We start from the raw sequence: 17314 nt of genomic DNA, 5'->3' as shown, positions 1-17314 counted from the left end.
AATAGCCGTTTGCTAGTTTCTTTAACATTAAACTAAATGAAAAAGAGTAATGACACTAATACTGAAACAGTGATATTGAACATCATTACTATGAATAATTAAAACGTGCGTTTTAATTATTTGCAAATTTATCACTAGATTTTTTAAATATATTCAGTTTATTAGCAAATTCAGAAGTAGAGATATAAATAAAAGGCAAAAAAAAGCTAGGCATTTGCCTAGCTTCTTCTAACAATGATTCAGCTTACAATAAGCTAGATAAAATTGTATTTAATGTTTCACTTGGACGCATTGCTTTTGACGCTAGCTCAGCATTCGCAAAGTAATAGCCTTCAATATCTATACTCGGACCTTGTGCAGCATTTAATTCTTCAACAATTTTAGTTTCCTGTTTGGTTAGTGCTTGAGCTACAGCAACAAAGCTAGACTTTAAGCTTTCATCTGTAGTTTGCTCAGCTAGTGCTTGTGCCCAAAACATGGCTAAATAGAAGTGTGAACCGCGGTTGTCTAATTCTCCAACACGACGTGAAGGAGATTTATTCTCTTGTAAGAATTTAGCTGTTGCACTATCAAGTGTATCAGCAAGTACTTGTGCTTTCGCATTACCCGTATTAACGCTTAAATGCTCAAGAGATGCTGCAAGTGCTAAGAACTCACCTAATGAATCCCAACGTAAATGGTTTTCTTTCTCAAATTGTTGAACATGTTTAGGTGCAGAGCCACCAGCGCCTGTTTCAAATAAACCACCACCATTCATAAGTGGCACAATTGAAAGCATTTTCGCAGAAGTTCCTAATTCTAGAATTGGGAATAAGTCTGTTAGGTAATCACGTAAAACATTACCGGTAACAGAGATGGTATCTTCACCTTTTGCAACACGTGCTAAAGTATATTCACAGGCTTTCACTGGCGCCATGATTTGAATGTCTAAGCCTGTCGTATCGTGATCACCAAGATAAGTATTTACCTTTTTGATCATTTCAGCATCGTGGCCGCGATTAGCATCTAACCAGAAAACGGCTGGTGTATTAGTAGCTTTTGCACGGGTTACGGCTAATTTGACCCAGTCTTGAATTGGAGCGTCTTTCGCTTGACACATTCTCCAAATGTCGCCTTCAGCAACAGCATGCTCAATTAATGTTTCACCTTTGTCGTTTACAACGCGAACCGTACCTTCGCCAGCCATAGTGAATGTTTTATCATGTGAACCATACTCTTCAGCTTTTTGCGCCATTAAGCCCACATTTGGTACCGTACCCATTGTCGTTGGGTTAAATGCACCATTTTCACGACAAAAATCAACAACAGCAGAGAATACACCTGCGTAGTTACGATCAGGGATCATAAATTTAGTTTCTTTTTGCTTACCATCTGGTCCCCACATCATACCTGACGCACGCAATGCAGCAGGCATAGAAGCATCAATGATGACATCACTTGGTACGTGTAAGTTGGTAATGCCTTTATCTGAATCAACCATAGCTAATTCAGGACGAACGGCGTAAACAGCTTGAATGTCAGCTTCAATTTCAGCTTTTTTCTCAGCTGATAAACGCTCAATTTTCGCATAAACATCACCAATACCATTGTTTGCATCAACACCTAATTGTTCAAATGTTGCAGCATGCTTAGCGAATACATCTTTATAGAATACTTTCACCGCATGACCAAACATAATTGGGTCAGATACTTTCATCATGGTTGCTTTTAAGTGCAATGATAGCAGTACATCTTCTGATTTAGCTTTTTCAGTTTCTGTTGTAAAAAAGTCAACTAAAGCATTTTTACTCATAACAGAAGCATCAATAATCTCTTGATCTAATAACGCTAAATGCTCTTTTAATAATGTTACTTCACCATTTTCAGCTACGTATTCAATTTTAACGTTAGTAGCACCATTGATAGTGACTGATTTTTCACTGCCGTAGAAATCGCCAGATTGCATATGCGCAACATGAGATTTAGTTGTTGGTGACCATGCGCCCATTGAGTGCGGGTTATTACGAGCATATTGCTTTACTGAGCCAGGAGCACGACGATCAGAGTTACCTTCACGTAAAACAGGATTTACTGCTGAACCTAAAACTTTAGCGTAAGTTAATTTAATTGACTCTTCAGCTTCGTTTTGTGGCTCTTCTGGATAATCTGGTAAGTTATAACCTTTTGCCTGTAATTCTTTTATCGCAGCTTGTAATTGTGGAATAGATGCTGAAATATTCGGCAACTTAATAATATTAGCTGCTGGTGTTTTAGCTAACTCACCTAATTCAGTCAAAGCATCTGACATTTTTTGTTCTTCGGTCAAGTACTTTGGAAAGTTAGCAATTATACGGCCCGCCAATGAAATATCGCGTGTTTCAACATCAATAGCAGAAGATGCAGTAAATGCCTTAACGATAGGTAAAAAAGAATGCGTTGCTAAAGCTGGCGCTTCATCGGTAATAGTATAAATAATTTTTGATGTATCTGTGGTCATTTAAAATCCTTTGCTGATTTGCCAATAATCGATAAAATGAATAGCGATTCAATTTAAACAAATTGATATTCATTTTATCGATAAAAAATATTTTGCGCGCGCATAGTATCGGAATTCAAAGCGCATTAAAATAGATGAATTAGCAACGAGATAAATTCACCAAGGCAAATATTAGTGACATTTAAGCAAAATCAGGCGTTTGCACGCAAAAACAGACGTAAACAACAAAAGGTACGACCAGTTGGTTTTAAAACTGAAATTGTGCTTTTTAACAAACCTTTCGATGTTTTAAGTCAGTTTACTGATGATCAAAACAGGAAAACCTTAAAAGACTTCATTAATGTACAAGATGTTTACGCCGCGGGCCGCCTTGATCGTGACAGCGAAGGTTTATTGCTATTAACCAACGACGGTAAACTACAGCATAAATTGGCTAATCCAAGCCAAAAAACTGAGAAAACCTATTGGGCGCAAGTGGAAGGAGCACCAACACAAGAAGATATTGACGCGCTGCGCCACGGTGTTGAGCTTAAAGATGGTATGACCAAACCCGCTAAAGTAAGCATAATTAACGAACCAAACATTTGGCCAAGAACACCACCTATCCGTGAACGCGCGGCAATTCCAACAACTTGGTTGAAAATTACCATTAGTGAAGGCCGAAATAGGCAAGTTAGGCGCATGACCGCCCATATTGGTTTTCCCACCTTAAGATTAATTCGCTACTCCATTGGAAAATGGACGATTGATGACATTAAAAACGGAGAATTTAGAAAACTAAGTTATGACTAATTATTCTCAAACAGATAACCCTTCTATTAATATTCATGGAAAAGAGCAATTTAAACCGAATACAACGGTAGCCGCTGTTGTATGCTGTCATGATAAATTTTTACTTGTTGAAGAATTAGAGTATGGAAAAACGGTTTATAATCAACCAGCTGGACATATAGAAAGTAACGAAAGTCTTATTAGTGCACTAAAACGTGAACTAAAAGAAGAAACAGGCTTAAGTTTAGCACCAGATTACCTTTGCGGGATTTATTACTATTATCGTGAAAATATAGATTTATATTATTTAAGGTTTTGCTTTGTTATTGAAATTGACAGTACATTAGCAACACACCCTGAAGATAGTGATATTATCGCTTGTCATTGGCTAACATATGATGAAATTAAAGAAAAATCTGCGCAATTACGCAGTCCATTGGTTTTAGAATGTATAGCAGACTACCTCAGTGGTAAAAAAATTCCATTAAGTCACGTAAAATCTAATCTTTAATCTATCATCAAGATAATTGCCCGTGCTATAATTTCGCGCCATTTTCCATTGTAATGTAGTTGTAATGACCTCAAACCAAGATTTAAATATAAATACAACAGTGCCTAGCGAAAAATCGCCACAAGAAACTAAAGTGATTGTTGGTATGTCGGGCGGTGTTGACTCATCAGTTTCCGCATATTTATTACTTGAACAAGGCTATCAAGTTGAAGGCTTGTTTATGAAAAACTGGGAAGAGGATGACAACGACGAATATTGCGCAGCAGCTGAAGATTTAGCCGATGCACAAAATGTTTGTGACAAATTAGGCATAAAATTACATACCATTAATTTTGCGACTGAATACTGGGACAATGTCTTTGAGTACTTTCTAGCAGAATATAAAGCAGGAAGAACGCCAAACCCTGATATCATGTGTAATAAGGAAATAAAATTCAAAGCCTTTTTAGAATTTGCCTGTGAAGACTTGGGGGCAGATTACATTGCTACCGGTCATTACGTTCAACGTCGTTTTACTGATAATAAATGGCAAATGGTCCGTGGCTTAGACAATAATAAAGATCAAAGTTACTTCTTATATACCTTAAGCCATCAACAAGTCGGCCGAACATTATTCCCTGTTGGCCATATTGAAAAACCACAAGTGCGTGCTATTGCCGAAAAAGCGGATCTTGTAACCCATAATAAGAAAGATAGCACTGGCATTTGTTTTATTGGTGAGCGTAAATTTAAAGACTTTTTAGCTAAATATTTACCGGCACAACCTGGTGTTATTGAAACAGCTGAAGGTGAGGCGATTGGTGAGCATGACGGTTTAATGTATCACACCCTAGGTCAACGCAAAGGCTTACGTATTGGCGGCTTAGCAAATGCAGGTGAGGAGCCTTGGTACGTAGTTGAAAAAGATCTTAAGCGCAATGTGCTAATTGTAGGCCAAGGGCATAACCACCCTCGCCTATTTTCTAAAGGTTTAATCGCCAATCAATTGCATTTAATCGATCGCGTTGAACTAACAACACCTATTTCTTGCACGGTTAAAACTCGATACCGCCAAGAAGATGTTGCTTGTAATTTATCACCTATGGCAAATGGCGAATATTTAGTGATTTTTTCTGAGCCGCAAAGTTCAGTAACACCTGGCCAGTCTGTCGTTTTTTATCAAGATGATGTTTGCCTTGGCGGCGGCATTATCAATTCTTTGATTCGTTAGTTGATGCCTTCATGAATAATTTAGAAAAACAAACCATTACCATGGCAGCCGTTTGCCAAGTAGCTGCATTGGTGCAAAAAATTGCCCGCAGTGGTACTAATATTGAAGATGAACTTAAAGTCATGCTAGAAAGCATCATAATTACTTCTCCTGAAAATACTTTAGAAGTATACGGCAATGATATTTCACATCTGAAAATGGGTTTAACGGCATTAATCGAGCAACTTGGCAATCAAACTAAGCAAAAAGATCCTGAACTAACCCGTTACGTGGTTAGTTTATTAGGCCTAGAACGACGCCTTGCCAATAAACGCAATCAATTGTCGTTGTTAGGTGAGCGCATTGAGCAGTGTCAGCGTCAACTAGCACATTATGAAATTGATAGTGATACTTTAATTGCCAGTTTAGCCAGTATTTATAGTGACTTATTAAGCCCTCTTGGCACGCCAATTCAAGTTGCTGGCGAGCCAGAACGGCTGAAACAAACCAGTAATCAACACAAAATAAGAGCATTGCTACTTGCAGGTATACGCTCGAGTGTTTTGTGGCGTCAGGTTGGCGGAAAGCGCAGAAACATTTTATTTGGACGCAGCAAATTGGTTGCTTGCGCCGAACAATTACTTAAACAGATTTAATAATAACTTCAGGAATATACTATGGAACTTTCAGCATTAAGTGCAATATCACCGGTTGACGGTCGTTATGGCAGTAAAGTTAAAGCATTACGCCCTATTTTTAGTGAGTTCGGCTTAATTAAATACCGTGTTACCGTTGAAGTACGTTGGTTACAAAAACTAGCTGCAACTAACGAAATAAATGAAGTTCCTGCATTTTCAGCAACTGCCAATGACTTATTAGACGCAATAGTGGCAAATTTTTCAGAAGCTGACGCACAGAAAATCAAAGACATTGAAGCGACGACTAATCATGATGTAAAAGCCGTTGAATATTTCTTAAAAGAAAAAATTGCTGATAATACTGAGCTTAATGCAGTTACTGAGTTTATTCATTTCGCCTGTACTTCAGAAGATATTAATAACCTTTCACACGGTTTAATGTTATCTGATTGTCGTGATGAGGTGCTTTTACCTATGATCGACGATATTCTTGCAGACTTAAAAGCATTGGCAATAGAATATCAAAGCATTCCTATGATGTGTCGTACTCACGGCCAACCGGCGTCTCCTAGTACCTTAGGTAAAGAAATGGCCAATGTTTACGTACGTTTGAAACGTCAACGTGAACAAATAGCTCAAGTTGAAATGTTAGGTAAAATTAACGGTGCTGTTGGTAACTACAACGCTCACTTGTCAGCTTACCCAGAAGTTGATTGGCACAACTTTGCCAATGAGTTTGTTAATTCATTGGGTTTAAGTTGGAACGCTTTTACTACGCAAATAGAACCACATGATTACATCGCTGAGCTTTTTGATGCTATCGCTCGTTTTAACACTATTTTAATTGATTTCGATCGTGATGTATGGGGTTACATTGCCCTTGGCCACTTCAAGCAAAAAACTATTGCTGGTGAAATTGGCTCATCAACTATGCCACATAAAGTTAACCCAATTGATTTTGAAAACTCTGAAGGTAACTTAGGTATTGCCAACGCATTATTTACCCACTTAGCGCAAAAACTGCCTATTTCTCGTTGGCAGCGTGACCTTACCGATTCCACCGTTTTACGTAATTTAGGGGTAGGTTTTGCACACACGTTAATTGCCTACCAAGCAACACGCAAAGGAATTAGTAAGCTTCAAGTAAACGAAGAAAACTTACTTGCTGAACTTGATGCTAACTGGGAAGTATTAGCTGAGCCAATTCAGACAGTTATGCGTCGTTACGGTATTGAAAAGCCATACGAAAAATTAAAAGAATTAACCCGCGGTAAGCGTGTCGATGGTGATTCAATGCGTGAATTCATCATGACCTTAGCATTACCAGAAGCGGCAAAAGCACAACTTTGTGAAATGACACCAGCATCTTACATCGGGCGTGCTGTTTCATTTATCAAAGAACTTGATTAATTAAAACATAACTATATGTTAGTTATAAAAGGGATCCGTAATGGCTCCCTTTTTTATTTAGCATTACCATCAGATTTTTCAAAACAGCAATTATTAAGCTAGGCCATACTATGAATATTGAATCTTTAAACTGGGGCGATTTATCTCCAGAAACATTTCTTAAAGAATATTGGCAGAAAAAGCCATTATTAATTAAGCAAGCCTTCAAAGACTTTCAAGATACCATTCCTGCCGATGAATTGGCGGGCTTAGCGATGGAGTCTGAGATTGAATCGCGCATTGTTAGTAATAACGGTAATAATACGTGGCAAGTTGACCACGGTCCATTTGATGACTTTAGCCAATACGGTGAGGAAAATTGGACTTTATTAGTGCAAGCCGTTAATAACTGGTCTCGCCCAACAAATGCCTTGTTAGCGCCGTTTTCGTTTATTCCACGATGGCGTATAGACGATGTAATGGTAAGTTTTTCAACACCAAACGGTGGTGTTGGTGCCCATTTAGATCAATATGATGTTTTCATCATTCAAGGCAGTGGTAAACGCCGTTGGCAAGTCGGTGCCCCAAACAATACCTTAGAAACACTCGTACCCCACCCTGATTTAAAACAAGTATCTCCCTTCGAGCCGTTAATTGATGAAGTGACTGAGGCCGGCGACTTATTATATATTCCGCCCAATCATCCACATAACGGAATCTCTATCGAAAATTCCGTGAATTTTTCTGTTGGCTTTCAAGCACCGTCGAGCCAAGAACTTTGGTCTAGTTTTGCCGACAAATTAATTGACAAAAATATAGGTGAACAACGCTTTAGCGATGCAACAAGACAATTAACGCCTGATAGCACTTTAATTAGTAAAGCCGATCAACAGCTGTTAAAATCATTTATGCTCCAACAATTAGCAAACGAAGAATTATTTGAGCAGTTTATTGGCCAGTACTTAACTCAAAGCCATCATGCACTTGAATTGTTGGTACCTGTTACTGATATCGATAATAAAAAGCTAAACGATATTCTCTCTGAGCCTGATATTTTATTTTTGCCCGTTTCAGGTATCAAAGCAGCCATTAGCAATGAACATAAGCCCACTTTATTTATCAATGGCGATAGCTTTGCCCTCGAGTATGAAACATTGGCTCTTGCCCAAGAACTTGCTAAACAGTCGCCTTTGACAACTGCACAAGTAAAAAGTTTCACCACTTGTTTGAAAAACAGTCAATTATTAACTAGTGTTTTAAATAAGGGTTATTGGTATATAGAATAGAGTGCAATGTCATACACAGTTAGTCGAGTGCAATGGGAGCAAGCAGCTCCTTTACTAAAAAATGTTCGTGAGCAAGTTTTTGTCTGTGAATGGCGTATTCCCAAAAATATAGAATTTGATCAAAAAGACCGCTTTGCTTTTCACGTTTTGGCCTGTAATGACGTTACTCAAGAGCCTATCGGCACCGGAAGGATTTTGACCACAGGAGAAGTAAGTAGAATAGCGGTTCTTAAGTCTTGTAGAAAAGATAAAGTTGATAAAATTATCTTACAAGCACTGCTCGACATTGCCAGAGAAATGAATTTAAAAGAAATTTTTATCTTTAGTCCATTAGACACAATTGACTATTTTAGAAAATTCAACTTTATTACATCAGGCGCTGTATTTATGGAAGCAGGTATGCCAAGGCAAAAAATGACGTGCCCGCTTAATGATGCCAGTTTAGCTAAATATTATTTAAGCCATTAACAAAGATAGTTAATGGCTTTTTATTGAGGTTATTTTATTAAGGCAATTGCCATAATATTAAGCCCCTTGCCACAACTCTTCTTTTTCATAAAGCTTATATAAGCCATCGGCACGACCAATCAATAGCTTTGCAAACTCATGCTGCTCTTTATCTTCACCTCGCAATAAGTTTTCTGCTTGTAATTGCCATTTCAAGGAAAAATGTCGAATAACTTCTCGGGCAGTTTCATTACCATCTAATGCCACATGGTCCGTTGGTAAATCTCCAGAAATAACCCATACTGTCGATTTATCTAGCAAATTAATTTTCCATACTGCTAAAACTGGTACTAAATAACGACTTTCGGTGTCAGCAACACTTGCTGTGACTAGGCCTTTGTCTGCAAGATATTTAGTCGCGCTTAAGTATTGCTCTCTGATCCATGCTTGCTGCTGCTCTGCAGTCATAGCTTGTTGTTCTGTCATGATTATTATCTTTTTTTGTTAATTATATTAAAGAGATGTTAACTTTGAAAACTTGTATGAATTAATTCACAGTAAATTTCAATTTAATTTGTAGCTGCACTGGCGAACCACCTGCCTAGATGGTATTGTGCGCAGCGAATTATTACAACCTCTGTTCAATAATTATTTATCATTGGACAGTTTCTATAATCATTGGAGATTACGATAGTGGCCGTTTTTGATTTAGTAGATTTTGATAACCATGAGCAAGTCGTTTATTGCAGTGACGAGGCCTCTGGTTTAAAAGCCATCATTGCAGTTCATAGTACCGCATTGGGGCCAGCAGCTGGTGGTTGTCGCTTTTGGGATTACGCGAGTGATGCCGAGGCGTTGAAGGACGTTTTACGTTTATCGAAAGGCATGACTTATAAAAATGCCATGGCCGGTCTTAAACTTGGCGGTGGTAAAGGTGTCATTATTGGCAACCCTAAAAACTTGAAGTCAGACGCTTTATTTAAAGCGTTCGGCAATGCTGTTAACAACTTAAACGGACGCTACTACACCGCTGAAGATGTTAATATCACCACAGGCGATATGGCAATAGTAAACCAAAGTACTGAATTTGTTTCCGGGCTTGAAGGGAAAAGTGGTAATCCTGGACCATTTACCGCCTTAGGTACATTTTTAGGTATTAAAGCGGCTGTAAAATTTAAACTTGGTAAAGACGAATTAACAGGTGTTAAAGTTGCCGTGCAAGGCTTAGGCAGCGTTGGTTACTCATTGTGTGAAAAATTACATCAGGCCGGTGCAGAGTTAATTGTTACCGATATAAACCAAGCCGCACTAGATAAAGCTGCAACTGAATTAAATGCAAAAGTTGTTGGTTTAGACGAAATTTATAGCCAAGACGTCGATGTATTTTCACCATGTGCACTAGGTGCTTCAATTGATGACAACAGTATTGCACAATTAAAAGCCGTGATAATTGCTGGTTGTGCCAATAACCAGTTAGCAGAAGCTCGCCATGATCAAATTTTATTAGACAAAGGCATATTATACGCTCCAGATTATGTTATTAATGCTGGTGGTATTATTAACGTTGCCTTGGAAATTTATCCTGAACCATACTGTGCAGACAGTGCAACGGCTTTAGTTGAGAATATTTACAATACCCTAATGACTGTTTTTGAAACCGCAGCGTCAAAAAATATGCCGACAGGTATTATTGCTGATGAAATGGCTCGAGAGATCATTGCTAAAGGCAAAAAGTAACTGACTTATTACAGTTAAAGTTAGTAACAAAAAAAGCACCTCAAGAGGTGCTTTTTTTTATGCGATATTCATCACTAAATCGCTTTCAATAACGCCTGTACCGGGTGCTGTACCACTTTTTTATCTAAACGCTTAATTTGACTACGACATGAATAGCCTGTTGCCAATACTTGCTCGGTCGCTAATTCAGATACTTTATCTTTCCAACTCATCTCATAAAGCGACTTTGAGTTATCTAAATTCGCTTTTTCATGACCATACGTGCCTGCCATTCCGCAACAGCCCACCGAAACATTAGACAAGGCTAAACCAAAGTGGTTAAAAATACGCTGCCACTGCCCTTCACTACCAGCTAATGCGGTTTTCTCGGTACAGTGTGCAAACAATTTATATACAACTTTTTCTGCTTTATCGTGAGAATCTTCATGTACTTTATTATGGTGATCGAGAATAGAAATTAACCATTCATGTGCTAGCATAACGTTAAAGTCGCCTCGGTTTTCGCCAAGCGTCTGTTTGTACTCATCTCGGTAACACAAGGCTAATGAAGCGTCTAAGCCTATCATAGGTAATTGCAATTGCTGTACTTTATTAAGAAAGTCAGCGGTAGATTTTGCCGTTTTAGCAAACCTAGCAAGGAAGCCCTTAACATGTTGTGGCTTACCATTAGGTTTAAACGGTAACAATATAGGTTGATAGCCGAGTTTTTTCACCAATAGCATAAAATCTTCAACAACTTTGGCATCATAAAACGCGGTAAAAGGGTCTTGTACTATCAATACCTTTTTAGCTCGCGCTTCGGTGTTCATTTTACTCAGTGAGTTAAGGTCAAAGCTATCAAACTGCTGCTCTTTAACTCGTTCATCTAATGTTGGCACAGACAATAACGGCGTATCGACATAACCAATAGTTGTTTTAGATATTTTGTTATAAACCTTAGAGCTCAAAACGCTATTTACCAATTTAGGGGCTTTCGCCATCATTGGTGTCATAATTTCAACATTAGCCACTAAGTGGTCTTTAACAGGCCTAAAATATCGTGAGTGATAAAGATTAATAAAACGCGCTCTAAAATCTGGAACATCTACTTTAATTGGGCATTGGCTAGCACATGCTTTACACGCTAAACAGCCTTGCATTGCAGCCATAACTTCATGAGAAAAATCGTCACTTTCTGGCGTAGCATTAATCTGATAAAAGCGATTTTTAACTTTATCTAGCAGCCTTTTAACTGACCAATCTTGTATGTTTTTCTCTAAAGCAAGAATATCAACGCCTTTTGACTCAACAAGACGTAACCACTCTCGCATCAAGCCAGCTCTGCCTTTTGGTGAATGGCGACGGTCACGCGTAACCTTGCTAGAGGGACACATAGGACTATTTACGTCATAATTAAAACATAAACCGTTACCATTACAGTCTAAAGCTGAGCTAAAGGAATCTTTAACCTTTACGGGAATTTGTCGGTCGTAAAAACCGCGCTTTTTATCATCAACTGAAACCAATTTTTCATCAGAATTATATGGTGTACATATTTTTCCTGGGTTCATTTTATTGAATGGGTCAAAGACACTTTTTATTTTTCTTAACTCACTAAACAGTACTTCGCCAAAAAATTTTGGCCCATATTCACTACGATAACCTTTGCCATGTTCACCCCACATTAGACCACCGTATTTAGCGGTCAGCGCTACCACTTGATCAGAGATTTTTCTAAGTAATATTTCTTGTTCAGGATCGCACATATCTAATGCTGGACGAACATGCAAAACGCCAGCATCAACATGACCAAACATGCCATAATGCAAACCATGACCGTCAAGCAAAGCTCTAAACTCAGCAATAAAGTCTGCTAAGTTCTCTGGTGGAACAGCAGTATCTTCGGCAAACGCTAAAGGTTTTTGACTACCTTCGGTATTACCTAAAAGCCCTACTGCCTTTTTACGCATGGTATAAAGTTTTGCAATACTTGCTAAGTCGGACGTTACTTGATAACCGATTACGCCGCTTCCCTTAGCTATATCAGCATCAAGCGTTGCACAAAGGGCTTCAACTTGCTCGGCAACAGCTTCAACACTTTCGCCGTTATACTCAACCATATTGATGCCGTCCATGATCGCACCATCAACATCTTGCAACATGTCACTAACGAGTTGCCAAACAATATCCTGCTTGGCTAAATTTAGTACTTTACTATCTATAGTTTCAACCGATGTTGCCTTTGCTTTTACCAATGACGGTGAGTGCCGCAAAGCTGAGTCAAAACTATCATATTTTATATTGATCAACGTTTTAGCGTTGGCAATTGGAGTTAAATTTAGCTTCGCTTCGCAAACAAAAGCCAATGAACCTTCAGAGCCAGTAATAATACGACTTAAATCTAGTACAGATAAATCGTCATTAAATACATTTTCTAAGTCGTAGCCAGTGAGAAAACGATTTAAACGAGGAAACTTTTCAAGGATCTGTGCACGATTATCACGACAAGAACTCAGCACCTGCTGAATTAATTTGCCGTGTGTTGATTCTTGTTTCGCTAACTTTTCTGCTTCCGCTACGCTCATTGGCGAAGTTTCAAGTAACTCGCCATTTGCCAGTATGCTTGCCAGGCCTAAAACATGATCAGAGGTTTTACCGTAAACAAGGGAACCCTGACCTGAAGCGTCGGTATTGATCATACCGCCAATGGTCGCTCTGTTACTGGTTGATAAGTCAGGAGAAAAGAAAAATCCATGTGGCCTTAAATAATCATTTAATTGATCTTTTACAACGCCAGCTTCTACACGTACCCAATTTTCTTCAATATTTATCTCTAAGATACGGTTCATATATTTTGATAAATCAACCACTATGCCAGGTGTTAAACTTTGACCATTGGTTCCTGTGCCGCCACCTCGGGCACTGAATTTAATCTCATTAAAGCGAGATTCTGCGCCAAGTTTTGTTATTAACTGTATATCTTGTTTGCTGCGCGGATGTAAAACCAACTGAGGTAATTGCTGATAAACACTATTATCGGTGGCATGCGCCAATCGAGCGCTGTACTGAAAATTAATATCACCGGTAAAACGTTTTGTTGCTAAAACTGTTGCATATTCTTGATATAACGGAGAAACGAGCTCTTGTGGGGCTAGCTTAGGTAACATGAATTAAATTTTCTATTGGCAATAATATGATGTTGAGATTATATCATGTCAATGTCAGCTTTTGCTCAGTAAAACAAAAAAGCCCAATAACTTTTTTATAGCATTTATAAAAATTTATTGGGCTTTATTTTTAACGACTTACATAAGTAGTCTAATTTATGCTTGCCTGCTTATTTGCCGTGTTGCTCTGCCAAGTATAACCATGTTGGTAAAACGGTGTCAGGGTTAAGAGATACACTCTCTATACCTTGCTCAACTAACCAAGCTGCAAAATCGGCATGATCCGATGGGCCTTGACCACAAATACCAACATATTTACCACGCGCTTTACAAGCTTTAATCGCCATTTCTAATAAGGCTTTAATTGCTGGATTACGCTCATCAAATAAATGAGCGACTAAACCGGAATCACGATCTAAACCCAATGTTAATTGGGTTAAATCGTTCGAGCCAATTGAAAAGCCATCGAAATAATCTAAAAACTGGTCCGCAAGTAACGCATTTGACGGTAATTCACACATCATAATGATACGTAGGCCATTTTCGCCACGTTTTAATCCGTGCTCAGCAAGAATATCAATAACGGCTGCTGCTTCTTCTAAGGTTCGAACAAATGGGATCATAATTTCCACATGTGTCATATCCATGTCATTGCGAACACGTTTAATAGCTTCACATTCAAGGGCGAAGCAATCTCTAAAATCTTTCGAAATATAACGAGATGCACCACGATAACCTATCATAGGGTTTTCTTCTTCCGGTTCAAACTCTTCACCACCAACTAGGTTGGCATATTCGTTAGATTTAAAATCAGACATACGCACTATCACTTTTTCAGGTGCGTACGCCGCTGCTAACGTTGAAATACCTTCTGTTAACTTAGCAATGTAGAATTCAACTGGGTTTTCATAACCAGCGATAATATCGCGAATTTCATCTTGTAAATCAGCAGATTGCTCATCAAAATTTAATAGTGCTTTCGGGTGAACGCCGATCATTTTATTAATAATAAATTCTAAACGTGCTAAACCTATACCTGCGTGCGGTAAACGAGCAAAAGCAAAAGCTCGGTCCGGGTTACCGACATTCATCATTATTTTTAATGGTAAGTCTGGCATTGCATCAACTTCAGATGTGGTAACGGTAAAGTCCAGTTTTCCTTGATAAATAAAGCCAGTATCACCTTCAGCACACGAAACCGTAACTTCATCACCATTGGCAATTTTACTGGTAGCATCACCACAACCGACAACAGCTGGAATACCCATTTCACGGGCAATAATGGCAGCATGACACGTTCTACCGCCACGGTTAGTGACAATAGCAGATGCGCGTTTCATGATTGGCTCCCAATCAGGATCTGTCATGTCAGTAACTAAAACATCGCCAGGTAAAATTTTATCCATTTCCTCTAAAGAAGATAAAACTTTTGCTTCACCGCTACCTATTTTATGCCCAATTGAGCGTCCTTCACAGATAACATCGGCAGTAGTTTGTAATTGGAATTGTTCCATTACATTGGCATTTTCACGGCTTTTTACCGTTTCAGGACGAGCTTGTACAATATACAGCTTTCCATCTAAACCATCTTTAGCCCATTCGATATCCATTGGGCGACCATAGTGTTTTTCTATGATAACGGCTTGTTTAGCTAATTCTTCAACTTCTTTATCCGTTAGTGAGAAAGTGTCTGATTGCGCTTGTTCAATATCAACAATTTCTACTTGCTTGCCATGCTCTTGGGTATCTGCGTAAATCATTTTAATGGCTTTACTACCAATATTACGACGTACAACGGCAGGCTTGCCTTTAGCTAGTGTTGGTTTGTGAACGTAAAATTCATCTGGGTTAACCGCACCTTGTACCACCATTTCACCTAGGCCAAAGCTAGATGTTACAAACACCACATCTTCAAAGCCTGACTCGGTATCAATTGAAAACATAACGCCGCTAGACGAAATATCACTGCGCACCATACGTTGAATACCAGCTGATAATGCCACACCACGATGATCGTAGCCTTGATGTACACGATAAGATATTGCGCGGTCATTAAAGAGCGAAGCAAATACATGCTTAATTGCAATCATAACGGCATCTAATCCGCGAACATTAAGAAATGTTTCTTGTTGACCAGCAAAAGAAGCGTCTGGCATATCTTCTGCGGTAGCAGATGAGCGAACAGCAAATGAAGCATCGTCAGCAAAACCACCCGCTAGTTGTGCGTAGGCTTGTTCAATATCCTGCTGCATTTGCGGTAAGAAAGGAGTATCAATTACCCATTGACGAATTTTATTACCGCATTCAGCCAAGGCATTAACATCGCTGACGTCTAAATCATCAAGAAGACGATAAATTTTATCGTTAAGACCACTTTGTTCAAGAAATTCATTAAAGGCAAACGAGGTAGTAGCAAAACCTCCAGGCACTTGCACACCAACATTTGACAGGTTTGAAATCATTTCACCCAATGATGCATTTTTACCGCCAACACGGTCTACATCATTCATTCCTAAATCTTCATACCAAAGTACGTATTCTTGCACGACAACATCTCCATTCGAAATAAAAGAATTAAGGAAATTATTTTTTGAATATGACTATTGTCGTTAAAAATAATTTTCTTAAATCTTTTTGGCTTAATAACTTTGTCACATTGAAGACAAATTTATTAAGTTTCATTTAACGGTAGTTTTCACGCTGCAGACATTTTACACTGCTAACCTTGAAACTAAAGCACTATTTGAAAGTTTTCACCTTTCATTACAGAATAATATATAGGATTAATTATGCGGGCAGCGTTTTATATTTCTGATGGTACCGCCATAACTTCTGAAGTTTTTGGCCACGCCTTATTATCTTTATTCCCAACAGAGTTCGAACACGATACCATTTCGTTTGTTGAAACCAAAGAAAAAGCGCTAGAAGCATGCGAGCGCATTAACCGAGCTGCAAAACGCACAGGCGAACCACCACTGGTTTTTCATACCTTTGTTAATCCTGATATTAGGGAAATTATAGATGGCTGCGATGGTATTATTTATAACTTTCTTGAACATTTTGTTTCACCACTTGAGCAACAATTAGGTATTAAAGCGAAACCAAAAGCCCATAGAACCCACAGTATTCATGAAAATAGTTACGATTACCGTATTGATGCCGTTAACTATTCTCTTGCTAATGATGACGGCTCTAATGTTACTAATTATGAGCATGCTGATGTTATTCTTGTTGGTGTATCTCGCTCTGGCAAAACCCCTACATCCCTTTACCTAGCACTTCAATACGGCATAAAAGCGGCAAACTATCCATTTACTGACGAAGATATGGATGAACTCAAGTTACCGTCATTTTTAAAAATGCATAAAAAGAAAATTTTTGGCCTTACAATTGATGCGCAAAGGCTGGTAGATATTCGTGACGGAAGAATGGCTAACACAAAATACTCTTCCGCTCGCCAATGTCGTATGGAAGTACGTGAAGTTGAAAAGCTTTATAAAAAAGAAAAAATCCCTTTTTTAAACACTACTAAATTGTCTGTTGAAGAAATTACCGCAAAAATATTGTCTGAAACGGGCCTGCAACGCTATAAATATTAATTTATGACAAATTAGTTCAATAAAAACTAAGAAAGCGGTTCACTTAACTGGTTATATTCGTTATGTTAGCGCGATATTATTATTGCGCTACATAACAACTGTGTGCCGTTAAAAAGTATTTGATA

General features: G+C 38.4%; 13 protein-coding genes. 9 read left to right on the top strand and 4 right to left on the bottom strand.

Annotation, left to right across the window (positions count from 1 at the left end):
* Nucleotides 1-244: 244 nt before the first annotated feature.
* Nucleotides 245-2476, bottom strand: a complete 2232-nt coding sequence (locus tag AC27HL_RS14960) for an NADP-dependent isocitrate dehydrogenase (protein ID WP_487081847.1) — start codon at nt 2474-2476, stop codon at nt 245-247.
* A gap of 174 nt (nt 2477-2650) precedes the next feature.
* Between AC27HL_RS14960 and AC27HL_RS14955 the strand changes: the two genes are divergently transcribed.
* The 7 genes from AC27HL_RS14955 (at nt 2651) to AC27HL_RS14925 (ending at nt 8728) form a co-directional block, all read left to right on the top strand.
* Nucleotides 2651-3268 carry a pseudouridine synthase gene (locus AC27HL_RS14955; RefSeq protein ID WP_487081846.1) on the top strand — a complete coding sequence of 206 codons (618 nt, stop codon included), beginning with the start codon at nt 2651-2653 and terminating at the stop codon, nt 3266-3268.
* Nucleotides 3261-3758, top strand: coding sequence for an NUDIX hydrolase (locus AC27HL_RS14950; RefSeq protein ID WP_487081845.1), 498 nt, complete (start codon nt 3261-3263; stop codon nt 3756-3758). Before AC27HL_RS14955 ends, AC27HL_RS14950 begins: the two co-directional genes overlap by 8 nt.
* 64 nt (nt 3759-3822) lie before the next feature.
* Nucleotides 3823-4968, top strand: coding sequence for a tRNA 2-thiouridine(34) synthase MnmA (mnmA, locus tag AC27HL_RS14945; protein WP_487081844.1), 1146 nt, complete (start codon nt 3823-3825; stop codon nt 4966-4968).
* Nucleotides 4969-4979: 11 nt separating this feature from the next.
* Nucleotides 4980-5603, top strand: coding sequence for a high frequency lysogenization protein HflD (gene hflD, locus AC27HL_RS14940; protein ID WP_487081843.1), 624 nt, complete (start codon nt 4980-4982; stop codon nt 5601-5603).
* A gap of 21 nt (nt 5604-5624) precedes the next feature.
* Nucleotides 5625-6995 carry an adenylosuccinate lyase gene (purB, locus tag AC27HL_RS14935; RefSeq protein WP_487081842.1) on the top strand — a complete coding sequence of 457 codons (1371 nt, stop codon included), beginning with the start codon at nt 5625-5627 and terminating at the stop codon, nt 6993-6995.
* 110 nt (nt 6996-7105) lie between these two features.
* Entirely contained in the window at nt 7106-8260 is a 1155-nt protein-coding gene (locus AC27HL_RS14930; RefSeq protein WP_487081841.1) for a JmjC domain-containing protein, read from the top strand.
* 6 nt (nt 8261-8266) lie between these two features.
* Complete coding sequence (locus AC27HL_RS14925) at nt 8267-8728, top strand: GNAT family N-acetyltransferase (RefSeq protein ID WP_487081840.1); 462 nt, start codon at nt 8267-8269, stop codon at nt 8726-8728.
* Nucleotides 8729-8785: 57 nt separating this feature from the next.
* On the opposite strand, the gene AC27HL_RS14920 is transcribed toward AC27HL_RS14925, so the two are convergent.
* Nucleotides 8786-9193: a DUF4826 family protein gene (locus AC27HL_RS14920; protein WP_487081839.1), complete on the bottom strand. Its 408-nt coding sequence runs from the start codon at nt 9191-9193 to the stop codon at nt 8786-8788.
* A gap of 207 nt (nt 9194-9400) precedes the next feature.
* Here AC27HL_RS14920 and AC27HL_RS14915 point away from each other — a divergent pair, with 207 nt between their 5' ends.
* The gene (locus tag AC27HL_RS14915) at nt 9401-10444 is read left to right on the top strand and encodes a Leu/Phe/Val dehydrogenase (RefSeq protein WP_487081838.1); all 1044 of its coding nucleotides are present in this window, start codon (nt 9401-9403) and stop codon (nt 10442-10444) included.
* A gap of 74 nt (nt 10445-10518) precedes the next feature.
* Here AC27HL_RS14915 and ydiJ read toward each other — a convergent pair whose 3' ends face one another.
* Together ydiJ and ppsA are read right to left on the bottom strand one after the other, a co-directional pair.
* The gene (gene ydiJ, locus AC27HL_RS14910; protein WP_487081837.1) at nt 10519-13590 is read right to left on the bottom strand and encodes a D-2-hydroxyglutarate dehydrogenase YdiJ; all 3072 of its coding nucleotides are present in this window, start codon (nt 13588-13590) and stop codon (nt 10519-10521) included.
* A gap of 170 nt (nt 13591-13760) precedes the next feature.
* Nucleotides 13761-16136 (bottom strand): phosphoenolpyruvate synthase, encoded by a 2376-nt coding sequence (ppsA, locus tag AC27HL_RS14905; RefSeq protein ID WP_487081836.1) that lies wholly within the window; start codon nt 16134-16136, stop codon nt 13761-13763.
* A 243-nt stretch (nt 16137-16379) separates the two neighbouring features.
* Here ppsA and ppsR point away from each other — a divergent pair, with 243 nt between their 5' ends.
* Nucleotides 16380-17189 carry a posphoenolpyruvate synthetase regulatory kinase/phosphorylase PpsR gene (gene ppsR, locus AC27HL_RS14900; protein ID WP_487081835.1) on the top strand — a complete coding sequence of 270 codons (810 nt, stop codon included), beginning with the start codon at nt 16380-16382 and terminating at the stop codon, nt 17187-17189.
* Nucleotides 17190-17314: the final 125 nt, after the last annotated feature.

It is taken from the genome of Colwellia aquaemaris (assembly GCF_057548755.1).
Note: the sequence above shows the minus strand (reverse complement) of the source record. Positions and strands in the feature narration are given on the sequence as shown.